Annotated in this window: 16 protein-coding genes; 8 read left to right on the forward strand and 8 right to left on the reverse strand. The window is 66.1% G+C overall.

What is annotated here, in order from left to right:
* Positions 1-48: 48 nt before the first annotated feature.
* Together STE01S_RS09295 and STE01S_RS09300 are read right to left on the reverse strand one after the other, a co-directional pair.
* Positions 49-1,227 carry a vWA domain-containing protein gene (locus STE01S_RS09295; protein WP_003039536.1) on the reverse strand — a complete coding sequence of 393 codons (1,179 nt, stop codon included), beginning with the start codon at positions 1,225-1,227 and terminating at the stop codon, positions 49-51.
* Positions 1,228-1,290: 63 nt separating this feature from the next.
* Positions 1,291-2,370, reverse strand: coding sequence for a DUF2332 domain-containing protein (locus tag STE01S_RS09300; protein WP_062767232.1), 1,080 nt, complete (start codon positions 2,368-2,370; stop codon positions 1,291-1,293).
* Positions 2,371-2,409: 39 nt separating this feature from the next.
* Between STE01S_RS09300 and hisG the strand changes: the two genes are divergently transcribed.
* The 5 genes from hisG to STE01S_RS09325 all read left to right on the forward strand — a co-directional run bounded on the left by hisG (position 2,410) and on the right by STE01S_RS09325 (position 8,132).
* On the forward strand, positions 2,410-3,066 hold the full coding sequence (gene hisG, locus STE01S_RS09305; protein WP_062767234.1) for an ATP phosphoribosyltransferase: 657 nt from the start codon (positions 2,410-2,412) through the stop codon (positions 3,064-3,066).
* On the forward strand, positions 3,053-4,345 hold the full coding sequence (gene hisD / locus STE01S_RS09310) for a histidinol dehydrogenase (RefSeq protein ID WP_062767236.1): 1,293 nt from the start codon (positions 3,053-3,055) through the stop codon (positions 4,343-4,345). Before hisG ends, hisD begins: the two co-directional genes overlap by 14 nt.
* A gap of 11 nt (positions 4,346-4,356) precedes the next feature.
* Positions 4,357-4,809, forward strand: coding sequence for a transcription antitermination factor NusB (gene nusB / locus STE01S_RS09315; RefSeq protein ID WP_003039523.1), 453 nt, complete (start codon positions 4,357-4,359; stop codon positions 4,807-4,809).
* Positions 4,810-4,921: 112 nt separating this feature from the next.
* Entirely contained in the window at positions 4,922-5,854 is a 933-nt protein-coding gene (gene thiL / locus STE01S_RS09320) for a thiamine-phosphate kinase (protein WP_062767238.1), read from the forward strand.
* A gap of 175 nt (positions 5,855-6,029) precedes the next feature.
* Positions 6,030-8,132, forward strand: coding sequence for a sodium-translocating pyrophosphatase (locus STE01S_RS09325; protein ID WP_003039517.1), 2,103 nt, complete (start codon positions 6,030-6,032; stop codon positions 8,130-8,132).
* Positions 8,133-8,242: 110 nt separating this feature from the next.
* Here the strand turns inward: STE01S_RS09325 and STE01S_RS09330 are convergent, their stop codons facing one another.
* Complete coding sequence (locus STE01S_RS09330; protein WP_062767240.1) at positions 8,243-9,055, reverse strand: SDR family NAD(P)-dependent oxidoreductase; 813 nt, start codon at positions 9,053-9,055, stop codon at positions 8,243-8,245.
* A 313-nt stretch (positions 9,056-9,368) separates the two neighbouring features.
* Here STE01S_RS09330 and STE01S_RS09335 point away from each other — a divergent pair, with 313 nt between their 5' ends.
* Positions 9,369-9,899 (forward strand): CarD family transcriptional regulator, encoded by a 531-nt coding sequence (locus STE01S_RS09335; RefSeq protein WP_003039510.1) that lies wholly within the window; start codon positions 9,369-9,371, stop codon positions 9,897-9,899.
* Positions 9,900-9,955: 56 nt separating this feature from the next.
* Here the strand turns inward: STE01S_RS09335 and truA are convergent, their stop codons facing one another.
* Together truA and fmt are read right to left on the reverse strand one after the other, a co-directional pair.
* A complete protein-coding gene (gene truA, locus STE01S_RS09340) occupies positions 9,956-10,696 on the reverse strand; it encodes a tRNA pseudouridine(38-40) synthase TruA (RefSeq protein ID WP_062767242.1) in 741 nt (246 codons plus the stop codon).
* Positions 10,693-11,613, reverse strand: coding sequence for a methionyl-tRNA formyltransferase (fmt, locus tag STE01S_RS09345; RefSeq protein ID WP_062767244.1), 921 nt, complete (start codon positions 11,611-11,613; stop codon positions 10,693-10,695). The genes truA and fmt overlap by 4 nt, the downstream gene beginning before the upstream one ends.
* Before the next feature lie 178 nt (positions 11,614-11,791).
* Between fmt and recR the strand changes: the two genes are divergently transcribed.
* Positions 11,792-12,388 carry a recombination mediator RecR gene (recR, locus tag STE01S_RS09350; protein WP_062767246.1) on the forward strand — a complete coding sequence of 199 codons (597 nt, stop codon included), beginning with the start codon at positions 11,792-11,794 and terminating at the stop codon, positions 12,386-12,388.
* Positions 12,389-12,419: 31 nt separating this feature from the next.
* Entirely contained in the window at positions 12,420-12,953 is a 534-nt protein-coding gene (gene def, locus STE01S_RS09355) for a peptide deformylase (protein ID WP_003039497.1), read from the forward strand.
* A 126-nt stretch (positions 12,954-13,079) separates the two neighbouring features.
* On the opposite strand, the gene grpE is transcribed toward def, so the two are convergent.
* The 3 genes from grpE to STE01S_RS09370 are packed head-to-tail and all read right to left on the reverse strand — an operon-like array spanning position 13,080 to position 15,876.
* Positions 13,080-13,631: a nucleotide exchange factor GrpE gene (gene grpE / locus STE01S_RS09360; RefSeq protein WP_062767248.1), complete on the reverse strand. Its 552-nt coding sequence runs from the start codon at positions 13,629-13,631 to the stop codon at positions 13,080-13,082.
* Between the two features lie 4 nt (positions 13,632-13,635).
* Positions 13,636-14,679 (reverse strand): heat-inducible transcriptional repressor HrcA, encoded by a 1,044-nt coding sequence (hrcA, locus tag STE01S_RS09365; RefSeq protein ID WP_003039490.1) that lies wholly within the window; start codon positions 14,677-14,679, stop codon positions 13,636-13,638.
* Between the two features lie 9 nt (positions 14,680-14,688).
* The gene (locus STE01S_RS09370; RefSeq protein ID WP_255265921.1) at positions 14,689-15,876 is read right to left on the reverse strand and encodes a glycosyltransferase family 4 protein; all 1,188 of its coding nucleotides are present in this window, start codon (positions 15,874-15,876) and stop codon (positions 14,689-14,691) included.
* Between the last annotated feature and the right edge of the window lies 1 nt (position 15,877).

Consider the following 15,877-nt stretch of genomic DNA (forward strand, 5'->3'; position numbering starts at 1 on the left):
TGCCACGGACCTTCGGCCCTCGCAATGACGATTAATGAAAACCGTGGCTCAATGCTTGCGCGTCAACTCGCGCATCGCGTCGTCGAGCCCCGCCAGTGTCAGCGGGTACATGCGGTCGTTCATCAACTGTTTGATCAGCTTCACCGACTGGGTGTAGCCCCATTGCGCCGAAGGAACGGGGTTCAGCCACACGGCGGCGGGATAGACGTGCGTCATGCGCTGCATCCACACCGCGCCCGATTCTTCGTTGAAATGTTCGACGCTGCCGCCCGGATGGGTGATTTCATAGGCGCTCATCGAGGCATCGCCGACGAAGACCAGCTTATAATCATGGCCATATTTGTGGAGGATATCCCACATCGGCGTGCGTTCGGACCAGCGGCGCTTGTTGTCCTTCCACACGCCTTCATAGGGGCAATTGTGGAAATAGAAGAATTCGAGATTCTTGAATTCGCTCGTCGCGGCGCTGAACAATTCCTCGCACAGCTTGATGAACGGGTCCATCGATCCGCCGACGTCGAGGAAAAGCAGCAGCTTGACCGCATTGCGCCGTTCGGGACGCATGCGGATGTCGAGCCAGCCCTGCCGCGCGGTCCCTTCGATCGTGCCGGGAATATCGAGTTCGTCGGCGGCCCCCTCGCGCGCGAATTTGCGCAGGCGGCGCAGCGCGATCTTGATGTTGCGGGTGCCGAGTTCCTTGGTGTTGTCGAGATTGGCGAACTCGCGCTTTTCCCAAACCTTCAGCGCGCGCTTGTGCTTGCTTTCGCCGCCGATCCGCACGCCTTCGGGATTATAGCCCGAATTGCCGAAGGGCGATGTGCCGCCGGTGCCGATCCACTTGTTGCCGCCCTGGTGGCGTTTCTGCTGTTCTTCGAGCCGCTTCTTCAGCGTCTCCATGATCTCGTCCCAGTCGCCGAGCGACTTGATCGCCTCCATCTCCTCGGGCGTCAGATATTTCTCGGCAACGGCCTTCAGCCATTCCTCGGGGATGTCGACGGGGTTCTGGCCGTAATCGGTGAGCAGCCCCTTGAAGACCTTGTTGAAGACCTGATCGAAGCGGTCGAGCAGCCCTTCGTCCTTCACATAGATGGCGCGGCTGAGATAATAAAATTGTTCGGGACTGCGATCGATCACCTCGCGGTCGAGCGCCTCCAGCAGCATCAGATGCTCTTTCAGGCTGGCGGGAATGCCCGCGGCGCGAAGCTCGTCGAGGAAGCCGAAAAACATAGCATATGCCTATCGCGTCGTGGCGGCGCGCGCAATCACTTTACGTTTACGGAAAGTGCGGGGTTACACCAACCACTCGATCCACGCGCCATGCGGGTGCGCGCGCGCCAGCATCACCGGCGCCGCGCCGCCCGGCCAGTGGCGCACGACAAGTTCGTGGCCGTGAACGGTGCGATTCGCCTCGAGCGCGACCCAGGCGAGCGGCCGGTCGGCGGTCGCGCGCGCGCGCGCCGCTTCCATCGCGGCGGTGATGCGCGCCTGTTCGTCGGCGGGGACATATTGCCAGACGATCGAGTGCATCAGCAGGCGCGTCGTCCCCGCGGCCTGCGGTTTCGCCAATTCCTGTTCGACGAAATCGGCCGCGGTCATGCGGACAAGGTCGGGCGGCCGCGCTTCGGCGGCAGCGATTGCCGCCTCGATTCGCGCGAAGCGAATGGCATGTTCGGGCCAGACGAAGGCTTTGAGGCGCAGCGCCTGCGCCGGATCGGTCAGATCGACCGGGGCGACATCGCATCCCTTTGTCGATGCGATTTCGATCGCATGCTGCGGCGGATGGCGGCCCTGCCAGTCGGGGGTGAAGGCCATGACGCCGGGCTGGGGGCCGACCTGAACGCCGCCGAGGTCGTAAAGATAGCGGTCGAGCATCAGGTTGATCCCCGCGCTCGACCCGATTTCCAGGCATTCGAAACGCGCAGGAAGGCCCTGATCGGCGAGCCACAGCATTGCGGCGATGAAATTGGCCGACCGGCCCGCCTCGTTGGTCTGCGGCGGGCCGTCGAGCCATGGCAGCAGCGCCGCCTCGTGCCGTCGCACCACGCTCGCCACGATGGCGGCATCGTTGATGTCCTCGGCGTCGGCATAGATCGGCGCGAGATCGTCGGCGACGCCCGAGAGGTGCAGCGCGTGGAGGCCGCCGGCGGCGCGCAGCGGCAGCGCGTCGGCAAGCGGTGCGCCGGGCCAGTCCGCGATGCGGCGTGCGAAGCCGGTTTCGGGCCGGTCGAGGAGCGTCGCGACGGCGGCGACGATGCGCGCCGTGATCGGCGCTTCGGCCGCGCGGCAATAGGCGACCTGATTGGCAAAAGCGGTGCGGACGGCGCCGGGTCCGGTTTCGTTCATGTCGACGAACTTGTACCGCTCGCTCATTGCCCTTTCTCCCGCTGGCGCTTATGTGCGCCCTCGCTTATGCCCGAACCGATCATCTTTGCCATCCCCAAGGGACGCATCCTCGACGAGGCGCTGCCGCTGCTCGCTCGCGTGGGCATTGAGCCGGCCGCCGACTTCTTCGACAAGAAGAGCCGCGCGCTCGTGTTCGGGACGAACCAGCCGCATATCTCGCTGATCCGCGTGCGCGCCTTCGATGTCGCGACCTTCGTGGCGCACGGTGCGGCGCAGCTCGGCATCGTGGGGTCGGACGTCGTCGACGAGTTCGACTATTCGGAGCTCTATGCGCCGGTCGACCTCGGCATCGGTCATTGCCGCCTGTCGCTCGCCGGGCCGGAGGGCAGCGCGCCGCCGGGGCTGGGCGAGAGCCATATCCGCGTCGCTACCAAATATCCCGCGACGACGCGCCGCTGGTTCGAAGGGCAGGGGATCCAGGCCGAGTGCATCAAGCTGAACGGTGCGATGGAGATTGCGCCGAAGCTGGGGCTGGCGTCGCACATTGTCGACCTTGTGTCGACGGGGCGGACGCTGGTCGAAAACGCGCTCGCCGAACAGACGATCATCAGCGAGGTTTCGGCGCGGCTCATCGTCAATCGCGCGGCGTTCAAGCTGCGCTCGGCCGAGGTGCCGGCGCTGGTCGAGAAATTCCGCGAGGCCGTCGGCGATGCGGCGGCTTGACGCCTCCGACCCCGGCTTTGCCGCCGCGTTCGATGCGCTGGTCGACGACCGGCGCGAGAGTGCGTCGGACGTGTCGGCCGATGTCGCGGCGATCATCGCGCGCGTAAAGGCCGAAGGCGACGCGGCGCTGACCGATTATACCGCGCGCTTCGATCGCTTCGACCTCGACAGCAGCGGATGGCGCATCACCGCCGAGGATTGTGCCGCGGCCTATGCCGCGCTGGCACCCGAATTGCGGAGCGCGCTCGATCTCGCGGCGACGCGCATCCGGGCCTATCACGCCGCGCAATTGCCCGAGGACCGCGATTATCGCGATGCCGCCGGCGCCCGGCTCGGCGCGCGCTGGCGTGCGGTCGATGCCGCGGGCGTCTATGTCCCCGGCGGCCGCGCGGCCTATCCGTCGTCGGTGCTGATGAACATCCTGCCCGCCAAGGTCGCGGGGGTCGAGCGGATCGTGATGGTCACGCCGACGCCGGGTGGCGAAACCAATCCCGTCGTGATGGCGGCGGCGCATATCGGCGGAGTAGACGAAATCTGGCGGGTCGGCGGCGCGCAGGCGATCGCGGCGCTCGCCCATGGCACCGGCCGGATCGCGCCGGTCGATGTCGTCACCGGCCCCGGCAACGCCTGGGTGGCCGAGGCGAAGCGCCAGCTTTACGGCGTCGTAGGGATCGACATGGTCGCGGGGCCGAGCGAGATCGTCGTCGTCGCCGACAACCGCAACGCGCCGCACGTCATCGCCGCCGACCTTTTGAGCCAGGCCGAACATGACCCGACGAGCCAGTCGATCCTGTTCACCGACGATAGCGCCTTTGCCGATGCGGTCGCCGACGCGGTCGCCGCGATCATCCCGACGCTGAGCACCGCGGCGACGATGCAGGCGAGCTGGGCCGACAATGGCGCGATCATCGTCGTGCCGAACCTGACCGACGCGATCGCGCTCTGCGACCGGCTGGCGCCCGAACATCTGGAACTCGCGGTCGATCCCGCCGAGGCCGACGCGCTGTTCGCGCGCGTGCGCCATGCGGGTTCGGTCTTCCTTGGCCGTCAGACGCCCGAGGCGATCGGCGACTATGTCGCCGGGCCCAACCACGTCCTCCCGACCGGCCGCCGCGCCCGTTTTTCGAGCGGGCTTTCGGTCACGGACTTCATGAAACGCACCAGCTTCCTGGCGCTCGACGAAGCGAGCCTCGCGGCCATCGGACCCGCAGCGGTCGCGCTTGCCGGTGCCGAGGGACTTCCCGCGCATGCGCTGTCGGTCAGCCAGCGCCTCAACTGAAACGAAAAGCCATGAACAAACGCGCCCAATCCCGCTCCGCCGCCCGCCTTGCCGCCGTCCAGGCGCTCTATCAGCACGAGATGGAAGGCACCCCGGTGGCGCAGCTGATCCACGAATTCCACCAGCACCGCATCGGCGCGATCATCGAGGACGCCGAATATGCCGAAGCCGACGTTCCCTTCTTCGACGATATCGTGAAGGGCGCGCTGGCGCGGGCGGAAGAGGTCGACGCGGCGATCACGGCGCGGTTGGCAAGCGGGTGGACGATGGACCGGCTCGACCGCACGATGAAGGCGATATTGCGTGCCGGCGCCTATGAACTGATCGCGCGCGGCGATGTGCCGGTGGGCGCGGTGGTGAGCGAATATGTCGATGTCGCCAAAGCCTTTTTCGACGGCCGCGAGGCGGGCTTTGCCAACGGCCTGCTCGATGCGATCGGCAAGGATGTGCGTTCTTCCGATTGACGCTTCCAGAGAGCCGCTTGTCCTGAGCTTGTCGAAGGACCGCATTTTTCTGGTATAGGTCGAGGAAGAACGGCCCTTCGACAAGCTCAGGGCGAACGGAAGAGGAATTGCGTTGAGCGAAGCCGATTTCATCGCGCGTCTGCGCACGATCGCGACCGATCCTGCGGCGCGCGGGCTGGCCGATGATACGGCGCTGCTCGGCGATCTTGTGTTGACGCACGACATGATCGTCGAGGGCGTCCATTTCCTGCCCGATGACACGCCGCAGGACATTGCATGGAAACTGGTTGCGGTGAATCTGTCGGATCTCGCGGCGAAGGGCGCGGCGCCGCTCGGTGTGCTGCTCGGCTATAGCCTGTCGGGCGATGCGGCGTGGGACGCCGCCTTTGTCGCGGGGATGGACGATGTGCTGCGCCGGTTCGACGTGCCGTTGCTCGGCGGCGACACGGTGCGCCCACCCGCCGGGGCGCCGCGCAGTTTCGGCCTGACCGCGATCGGCCGAGCGCCCGCGACGGGAGCGCCGGCGCGCAGCGGAGTAAGGCCGGGCGATCAGATCTGGGTGACGGGGACGATCGGCAACGCGGGCGTCGGCCTGGCGATGCGGCTCGGCGAGATCGAACCGGGCGCAACCTGCATGGCCGCCTATGCACGGCCCTTGCCGCAACTGGCGCTGGGCGCTGCGCTCGCGCCGCATGTCCATGCGATGATGGATGTTTCCGACGGCCTGCTGATCGACACCGAGCGAATGGCGGCGGCAAGCGATTGCCAGATCGCGCTGATTCTGGAGGCGGTGCCGCTGTCGGCGGCGCTGCTTGCGGTGCGTCCCGACGTTCTCGACACGCGGCTCGCTGCGGCAACGGCAGGCGACGATTATCAATTGCTCTTCGCGGCAGACCCGGGGCAAGCCGATGCAATCCGGGCGCATGCGGCCGCCGAAGGCGTCGCCGTCACGGCGATCGGCCATGCCGCCGTCGGCGCCGGATTGCTGCTGACGCACCGGGCGCAGCGCGTCGCGCTGCCGGAGCGTCTCGGTTTCGCGCACTAGGCGCGGAAAAGGGCGAAAAAACCGGGCTTGCCAAAGGGCGAGGTTTCTTCCCATAACGCGGCGTCCAGAATTTGGGGCGGTCGCATCAGGGGAGAGAGCGAACCGGCATCAATAAGTCGGACGTTCGACAGCTATCCTGTGTCCGCCCCCTTCATTGGGGAAGGAACAGACACGCATGAATCCGGTTTTGATCGCGATAGCGTGCGGCCTATTGGCCGTGCTCTATGGGTTCATTACCTCGCGGCAGGTGCTCGGCGCCTCGGCGGGGAATGACAAGATGCAGGAAATCGCCGCCGCCATCCAGGAAGGCGCGCAGGCTTATCTGAAACGGCAATACAGCACCATCGCCATCGTCGGCGTCGTCGTGGCGGTGATCGTCGCGGGGGCACTCGGACCCGTCTCGGGGACGGGTTTCGTCATCGGCGCCGTCCTGTCCGGTGTCGCCGGATTCATCGGCATGAATATTTCGGTACGCGCGAACGTCCGCACCGCGGCCGCTGCGCAAAAGGGGCTGCAGGCCGGGCTGACGCTCGCCTTTCGCGCTGGTGCCATCACCGGCCTTCTCGTCGCCGGGCTCGCGCTGCTTGCGATTGCGGTATTTTATTGGGTGCTGACGGTCCAGATGGGCAAGACGGTGGGCGGCGACGACCGCACGGTCGTCGACGGGCTCGTCGCGCTGGCCTTCGGCGCCTCGCTGATTTCGATCTTCGCGCGTCTTGGCGGCGGCATCTTTACCAAGGCCGCCGACGTCGGCGCCGACCTGGTCGGCAAGGTCGAAGCGGGCATCCCCGAGGATGATCCGCGCAACCCCGCGGTCATCGCCGATAACGTCGGTGACAATGTCGGCGACTGCGCGGGCATGGCGGCCGACCTTTTCGAAACCTACGTCGTCACCGTCGGCGCCACCATGGTGTTGACCGCGCTGCTGCTGAAAGGGGCTGGCGATCTGCTGCCCGGCCTGATGTCGCTGCCGCTGCTGATCGGCGGGGTGTGCATCATCACCTCGATCATCGGCACCTATTTCGTCCGCCTCGGCGGGTCGAACAATGTCATGGGCGCGATGTACAAAGGCTTCCTGGTTTCGGCGATCCTCGCGGTCCCGGCGATCTGGTTCGCGACCAGCCACGCGCTGGGCGGGATGGAAACGGCGGTCACCGGCACCGACTTTACCGGGCGCGATCTTTTCTATTGCTCGCTGCTCGGTCTGGTCATCACCGGCCTGATCATCTGGATCACCGAATATTATACCGGCACGGGCTTCCGTCCGGTGCGGTCGATCGCCAAGGCCTCGGAAACGGGCCATGGCACGAACGTGATCCAGGGCCTCGCGATCAGCCTCGAAGCCACCGCGCTGCCGACGCTGGTCATCGTTGCGGGCATCATCATCGCCTATCAACTCGCGGGGCTGATCGGCATTGCCTATGCTGCGACTGCGATGCTGGCGCTCGCCGGCATGGTCGTCGCGCTCGACGCTTATGGCCCGGTGACGGACAATGCGGGCGGCATCGCCGAAATGGCGGGGCTGGACGACAGCGTGCGCGAAAAGACTGACCTGCTCGACGCCGTCGGCAACACCACCAAGGCGGTGACCAAGGGTTACGCCATCGGTTCGGCGGGCCTCGCCGCGCTGGTGCTGTTCGCGGCCTATACGACCGACCTTCGGGAATTCTTCCCGAGCCTGACGGTCAATTTCAGCCTCGAAAACCCCTATGTCATCGTCGGGCTGCTGCTCGGTGCGCTGCTCCCGTACCTCTTCGGTGCGATGGGCATGACCGCCGTCGGCCGCGCGGCGGGTGACGTGGTGAAGGATGTGCGCGATCAGTTCGCGGGCGATCCCGGCATCATGGCGGGCACGTCGAAGCCGAATTATGCGCGCACGGTCGACCTCGTCACCAAGGCGGCGATCAAGGAGATGATCATCCCCTCGCTGCTGCCGGTGCTGGCGCCGATCGTCGTCTATTTCGTGATCTCGGCGGTTGCGGGTCAGGAGAACGGCTTTGCCGCGCTCGGCGCCCTGCTGCTCGGCGTGATCGTCGGCGGCCTGTTCGTCGCCCTCTCGATGACCTCGGGCGGCGGCGCGTGGGACAATGCCAAGAAATATATCGAGGACGGCAACCACGGCGGCAAGGGCAGCGAAGCCCATAAGGCGGCCGTGACGGGCGATACGGTCGGCGATCCCTACAAGGATACCGCGGGTCCGGCCGTGAACCCGATGATCAAGATCACCAACATCGTCGCGCTGCTGCTGCTCGCGGCGCTGGCGGGACACGCGATGTAAGCATCGCGGCCGTCAGGGTGAAAGAATGGCCCCGCCGGCGCGATCCGGCGGGGCCTTTTTCTTTTGCCTCGTAATTGCTTCGCTTCGCTCGCAATGACGAAGTATCTGATTTAGCGCTGCGCCTCCATCTGCTTGGCATAGCCCGCCTGCACCATGGCGCTCATCCGGTCGAACAGCGCGTTCGGGTCGCTGCGGCGCAGGGCGGCGATGGCGGCTTCGGCGCCTTCGGCGACCACCAGTTCGCGCGTTCCGGCATCGACTGCAGCGAGCATCTGTGCCGCAGCATCGTCGGGCGACAGGCCGTTGTCGATCGCCGCATCGCTCGCGCCGCGGACGCTGCCGTCGGCGTTGAGCGCGTTGCGGCTGACGTTGGTGCGCACCGATCCGGGTTCGACCACCAGCACCTTCAACCCCAGATGCTCATTTTCGGCGCGGACGCTGTCATGATAGCCGATGATGCCGTGCTTGGCCGCCGAATAGGCGCTGCGCAGCGGCACGCCGGCGACTCCCGCGACGCTCGATATGGCGATGATCTGACCGCCGCCGGCCGCGATCATGCGCGGAAGCAGCGCCTGGGTGAGGGCAATCGGCGCAAGCAGGTCGACCGCGATGATCTTTTGATAGACCGCAAAATCGGTTTCGACCGCCAGACTGCGCTGCGAAATTCCGGCATTGTTGACGAGACCGTCGATGCGGCCGCCCCAGGCCCAGGCGCGTTCGACAAGCCCGGGAATCGCGTCATAGTCGGTCGCCTCGAAGGGCAGGATCATCGTGCCCGCGCCGCAATCCGTTGCCACCGCTTCGAGCGCAGCCACGTTGCGGCCCGACAGAATCAGCCGCGCGCCGCGCGCCGCAAGGCCGCGCGCCAGCGCCGCGCCGATACCCGACGAAGCCCCTGTAACCCACCAGATTTGATCTTTCATCTTGGCATCCCCATCTGTGTTTCCGTCTCAAGGTGAAACGCGTTTCGGGGGGCGTCAAGCCGCCGACCCGCGGATTTCCGTGCGGGGGTGGCAATTTTGTTGCGAATCTGATATAATAAATATCAACGCGTCGACAGCTTGCCTCTTTCCATCGCCGGAAAGGCACCCTGCGGCGTCCTGATGGAGCCATATCCCTTGTCACTTTGACTGGCTAGCGCCGACCGCCTTGCTTCGATCCCCCTCCGACGAGGGCGGACGTACCCGGCCTTTTCGCGCTTTTCCGGTCCCGACGGGGCAAATGAAAGGAACCTGCATGTCCGCAAACACGCTCGTCTTTGAAGTCGGTGACTATGTCGTTTATCCCAAACATGGCGTGGGGCGCGTCATTGAACTGCAAAAGTCGGAAATCGCCGGCATGCAGCTCGAACTTTATGTCCTGCGCTTCGAAAAGGAAAAAATGACCCTGCGCGTCCCGACCAACAAGGCCGAGGGCGTGGGGATGCGCAAGCTGTCGTCGGACAAGACGCTGAAGGAAGCGCTTCAGGTCCTGACCACGAAGCCGAAGGTAAAGCGCACCATGTGGTCGCGCCGCGCCCAGGAATATGAAGCGAAGATCAACTCGGGCGACCTCGTGTCGATCGCCGAAGTGACCCGCGACCTGTTCCGCGCCGACGATCAGCCCGAACAGAGCTATTCGGAGCGTCAGATCTTCGAAGCGGCGTCGAGCCGCCTCGCGCGCGAACTCGCCGCGATGGAAGAAAGCGACGAAAAGACCGCGCAGGCGAAGATCCTTCAGATCCTCAACGAACATGCGCCGCTCTATTACGCCGAAAAGGCGCTCTGAGCCGTTCTGCCGAGACGTGAAGAGGGCGGTCCGCAAGGGCCGCCCTTTTTCGTGGGTCAGGGATATTTTGCTTCGATGAAATAGAGGCCGTCGGGCGGTGCGTTGAGGCCGAGCGCCTGCCGGTCGGCGGCATCGAGCGCGGCCTTCAAATCGCGCGTCGACCATTTGCCTTCGCCGACGAGGGTGAGGCAGCCGACCATCGATCGAACCTGATGATGCAGAAAGCTGCGCGCCGCGGCTTCGATGACGATTTCGTCGCCATGGCGGCTGACCGACAGGCGGTCGAGCGTCTTCACCGCGCTTTCGGCCTGGCAATGCACCGAGCGGAAGGTGGTGAAATCGTGCCGTCCCACCAGCGCCTGTGCCGCGCCGTGCATCGCTTCGGCATCCAGCGGCTTCGCAAATTGCCAGGCGAGCCCCTTGTCCCAGGTCAGCGGCGCGCGGCGGTTGACGATGCGATATTCATAGGCGCGGCCGACGCACGAAAAGCGCGCGTGCCAGTCGTCGGCGACCGTCTCGCACGCAAGGATCGCCACCGGCGCGGGGCGAAGCTGGGCGTTCAGCGCTTCCATCAGGCGAAAGGGCTGGATCGCCTTTTCGATGTCGACATGCGCGCGCATCGCGATCGCATGCACCCCGGCGTCGGTGCGCCCGGCGCCGTGAACGGGCGCCGTTTCGGCGGTGATGCGCGTGACGGCTTCCTCGATCGCTTGCTGGACGCTGGGGCCATGCGACTGGCGCTGCCAGCCCATGAAGGGGCGGCCGTCATATTCGATGGTGAGGGCGAAGCGGGTCATGCCAGCCGCGTCCCCGCAGTTATGGGCCGACCGCGCAGCAGTTCGGCGGCGTCCATCGCCGGCTTGCCCGCGCGCTGCACCCGGGTGGCGCGGATCGCGCCGGGGTTGCAGGCGATGGTCAGCGCATCGTCGAGCGTGACGCCGGGCGCGGCGCCGGCGACGGTGTCGGCGGGATGCACGACATCGGCCGCGAGGATCTTGTATCGCTCGCCCTCCAGCTCGAAAAAGGCGCCGGGCACCGGGTTGAACGCGCGAATCTGGCGTTCGGTCTGGGGCGCGCTGACCAGAAAATCGAGCCGGGCCTCGCTCTTGTCGATCTTGGCGGCATAGGTGGCGCCGTCATCCGGCTGCGGCACGGGCGGACAGGCGGACAGGTCGGCCAGCACCTCGACCATCAGCGCCGCGCCCATTGCGGCGAGTTCGTCGGTCAATTCGCCCGCGGTCTTGCCCGCGACCGGCGTGCGGCCGATCAGCCGCATACCGCCGGTGTCGAGCCCGGCATCCATCTGCATGATGGTGACGCCCGTTTCGGTATCGCCCGCCAGAATCGCGCGCTGCACGGGCGCCGCGCCGCGCCAGCGCGGCAGGATCGAGCCATGGACGTTGAGGCAGCCTTCGCGTGGGCTCTCGAGGATCGCCTGCGGCAGAATGAGGCCATAGGCGGCGACCACCGCGACATCGAGGTCGAGCGCGGCGAACTCGGCCTGCGCCTCTTCGGTCCGCAGGCTCTTCGGCGTGCGGACGGGCAGGCCGTGCGCCTCCGCCCAGAGGTGGACCGCGCTCTGCTGGAGCTTCTTGCCGCGCTGCGCCGGGCGCGGCGGCTGGGTGTAAACCGCCACGATCTCATGCCCCGCCGCGTGGAGCGCGGCGAGCGTCGGCACCGCAAAGGGCGGCGTTCCCATGAAGGCAATGCGCATGGGCAGCGCCTTTGGAGGAGGCAGGCGCGACATTCAAGCCCATCAAGCTCCAGTGCCCCTGCGAAGGCAGGGGCCTATCTCCGCCGGTTCCAACTTGCACCGTCCGGAGATGGGTTCCTGCCTTCGCAGGAACACGGGGAATGTTGTGCATATCTTGCACACCCATTACCACCGCCGCATGGCGTCTACCGAAATCGAAGCCCTCGTTCAGCAACTCGCCCGGCTCCCCGGCCTTGGCCCGCGGTCGGCGCGGCGCGCGGTGCTGCATCTGATGAAAAAACGCGAGAGCAGTTTCGCGCCCTTGCTCGCGGCGCTCCAGACGGTGTCCGAGCGGCTGGTGACGTGCGGCATCTGCGGCAATGTCGATACCAGCGACCCCTGCGCGATCTGCGCCGATCCGCGCCGCGACCCACGCAGCCTGTGCGTGGTCGAGGAAGTGTCGGACCTTTGGGCGCTCGACAAGTCGCGGCTGTTTCCCGGCAAATATCATGTGCTGGGCGGCCGCCTGTCGGCGCTGGAAGGCGTGCGGCCGCAGGATCTGAGCATCGACGCGCTGGTGGCGCGCGTCGCGGCGGGCGGCATCGACGAGGTGGTGCTGGCGATGAACGCGACGCTGGAGGGGCAAACGACGGCGCATTATCTCGCCGAGCGGCTGGAGGGCTATCCGGTGCGGCTGACGCAGCTTGCGCATGGTCTGCCGGTGGGGGGCGAGCTCGATTATCTCGACGAGGGGACGCTGGCGCAGGCGCTGCGGGCGCGGCGTCCGGTCTCTTGACGGAAGCGCCGTCAGTCCATACCTCGCACGCATGGCCATCCTACCCATCATAGAGACCCCCGATCCGCGGTTGCGCGTCATTTCGAAGCCCGTCGAGACGTTCGACGCCGAGCTGAAGCAGCTGGTCGCCGACATGTTCGAGACGATGTACGACGCCCCCGGCATCGGGCTTGCCGCGATCCAGGTCGGGGTGCCGAAGCGCATTCTCGTCATCGATCTGCAGGAGCCCGATCCCGAGGACGAGGAAGGCAAGAAGGTAATCCGCGAGCCGCGCGTCTTCATCAATCCCGTCTTTTCGGACGAGAGCGAGGAACATAGCGTCTATCAGGAAGGCTGCCTGTCGGTCCCCGAGCAATATGCCGATGTAACGCGCCCCGCCGAAGTCACGGTCGATTGGCAGGACGTGGACGGCAAGCACCACCAGGAGCGCATGACCGGCCTGATGGCGACGTGCATCCAGCACGAGCATGACCATCTGGAAGGCATATTGTTCATCGACCATCTGTCGCGGCTGAAGCGCGAGATGGTGCTGAAGAAGCTCGCGAAGCTGCGGAAAGCAGCCTGAGCCGAAATTTTGTGACCTGTTCCCCCGCGAAGGCGGGGGCTCATCACCGGCCGTTTCGGATTTCCGCCATCGGATGATGGGTCCCCGCCTTCGCGGGGACACACGCAATGGGTGTAGGGCGGAAAATCAATCCGCCTTCTTGGCGACTCCCACCATCGCGGGGCGCAGCAGGCGGTCCTTCATCATATAGCCAGCCTGCATTTCCTGTACGATCGTGCCGGCGTCCTTGTCGCTGGGGATTTCGAGCATCGCCTGATGCTGGTTCGGGTCGAGCGGCAGGCCGATCGCGGCGATGCGCGTGATGCCGTGGCGTTCGAACACGCTCATCAGTTCGCGCTCGGTCGCCTCGAGCCCGGTGAGCAACGGCTTGATCGCCTCGTCGGCGCGCTGATCTTCGCTGAGCGAAGCGAGCGCGCGGCCGAGATTGTCGGCGACCGACAGGATATCGCGCGCGAATTTGGTCGCGGCATAAGCGTGCGCGTCGGCAATTTCCTTTTCGGCGCGGCGGCGCACATTCTGCGTTTCGGCGCGCGCGTAGAGCAGATCCTGCTGCACCGCGGCAAGTTGTTCGGCGAGCTTGCCCGCTTCGTCCTGAGCGGGGGCTTCGGCAGCCGCAGCGGCTTCGGTTTCCGGGGCCTGGCCGTCTTCGACCGGCGTTTCGTTTTCGATGTTCGTCATAACCCTATCGTATCAGTCTTGAGAGCGATTGTGCTGTAAAATCCACCATGGGAACGATGCGCGCATAGTTCAAGCGGGTCGGGCCGATAACCCCGACGACGCCGACCACCCGTCCATCCGATCCGCGATAGGGCGCGGCGATAACCGACGAACCCGACAGCGAAAAGAGCTTGTTCTCCGACCCGATGAAAATGCGCGTCGCGCTGCCTTCGCGCGCGCTGTCGAGCAGGCCGGCGATGTCCTGCTTTGTTTCGAGCTCGTCGAGCAGCTGGCGCACCCGGTCGAGATCGCCGACCGCGCTGTCGTCGAGCAGATTCGCCTGCCCGCGCACGATCAGCACCGGCCGGTCGGCGCCGTCGACCGACCAGATGGCCAGCCCGCGCGAAACCAGATCGGCGGCGGCGCGGTCGATCGCGATCCGTTCGTCCTCTATCTCGCGCCGCACCCGTGCCATTGCCTCGGCCAGCGTCAGGCCGCCGAGCATCGCAGAGATATAATTGCCCGCCTCGACCAGCGCCGACGGACCCAATCCGGCGGGCAGGTCGATGACGCGGTTTTCGACCGATCCATCGCCCGCGACGAGGACGACGAGCGCCTGACGGTCGGCCATCGGAACGAAGGCGACCTGCTTGAGCACGCGTTCATGCTTGGGAACGAGGACAAGGCCGGCGCAGGCCGAAAGCCCCGACAGCGTGGCCGTCGCCTGCGCCAGTGCGCTTTCGATCGGGCCGCCTTCGGCAAGGCTTGCCTCGATCTGCGCGCGATCCTCGGCCGAGGGTTCGGCGACCTGCATCATCCCGTCGACGAACAGGCGCAGCCCCTGTTCGGTCGGCAGGCGTCCGGCGCTGGTGTGCGGGCTTGCGAGCAGGCCGAGCTCTTCGAGATCCTGCATGACGTTGCGGATCGAAGCGGGCGACAGGTTGAGCGTCGCCAGCTTCGACAGCGTGCGCGATCCGACCGGTTGACCATTTTCCAGATAGGCATCGACGACGAGCCGGAACACGTCGCGCGCGCGCGTCGTCAATTCGGTGATCGGCGGGGTCGTCATGGTATGGATTTAGGGATGCGAAGGGGCGGGGGCAAGCATCGCGCTGCCCGCGGCTCCGTCCGGCTGGGCCTGCCGAGGCGGCGCGAGGATCGCGCGATAGAGGCGCGCGACGCTTTCGGATGCGGCGTGCCAGGAAAAGGCGGCGCTTCTTGCGCGTGCGGCGGCGCCCATTGCGCGCCGCGCGTCGCCGTCCTCAATGAGCCGAACGAGCACGTCCGAATAGGCGCGGCGGTCGCCGGGCGTGCATAGATGACCCGTTTCGCCCTCCACGATCAGCGCGCTCGCGCTCGGCGCATCGGCGCTGACCACGGGCAGGCCCGATGCCATCGCCTCGAGCACGACATTGCCAAAGGCTTCGGTCGTGCTCGGGTTGAGCATGATGTCGGCGCTGGCAACCGCGTGGGCGAGTTCCTGTCCGTCGAGATGGCCGGTAAGCACGGCGGACGGCAGCGCTGCAAAAGCCTCGGTCGCCGGTCCTGCGCCGACCACAAGCGGCGTGACTGGGTGGCTGGACAGCAATTCGCGCAATATCGCGACATATTCCTCGACGCCCTTTTCCAGCACCAGGCGACCGAAGAAGAGGATGACGATCCGGTCGTCGGCGATTCCGCGCGTGCGGCGCCATTCCAGGCTGCGCTGCGACGGCGCGAAAAGGTCGCGATCGACGCCGCGACTCCACAGGCTGACCCGGTCGTCGCCGCGTAGCGAGCGCATCTCGTCGATAAGACCCGGAGTCGGGGCGAGAACATGATCGGCGCGGCGATAGAAACGATGGATGTGGCGGTCGACCACGGGCCGCAGCCAGTCGAGGCCGTAATAGCCGAGATAGGTTTCGAACCGCGTGTGCAGGCTGACGACAAGCGGCGTGCCGCGATCGAGGGCGAAGGTCTGCGCGCGGGTGCCGAGAATATCGGGGGTCGCGACATGGATGATGTCGGGCGCGAACCGCATCAGGTCGCGGCGGGTGGCACGGGGCAGGCCGAGCGCGAGCCGAAATTCGCTGCGCACCGGCAGCGCGACCGACGGCACCGGAACCAGGTCGCCCGCCGGTTCGAACGCCGGCGTGTCGGTGACGGGAGAATAGACCCGCACCGCGGCGCCCGCATGCTGCTCGAGATGCGCGACAAGGCGGTTGAGCGCCTGGTTCGCGCCTTCGCGCACATAGTTGTAATTTCCCGTAAATAACGCGATCCGCACC

Source organism: Sphingopyxis terrae subsp. terrae NBRC 15098 (genome assembly GCF_001598815.1).
In the GTDB taxonomy this organism is placed as follows: Bacteria; Pseudomonadota; Alphaproteobacteria; order Sphingomonadales; family Sphingomonadaceae; genus Sphingopyxis; species Sphingopyxis terrae.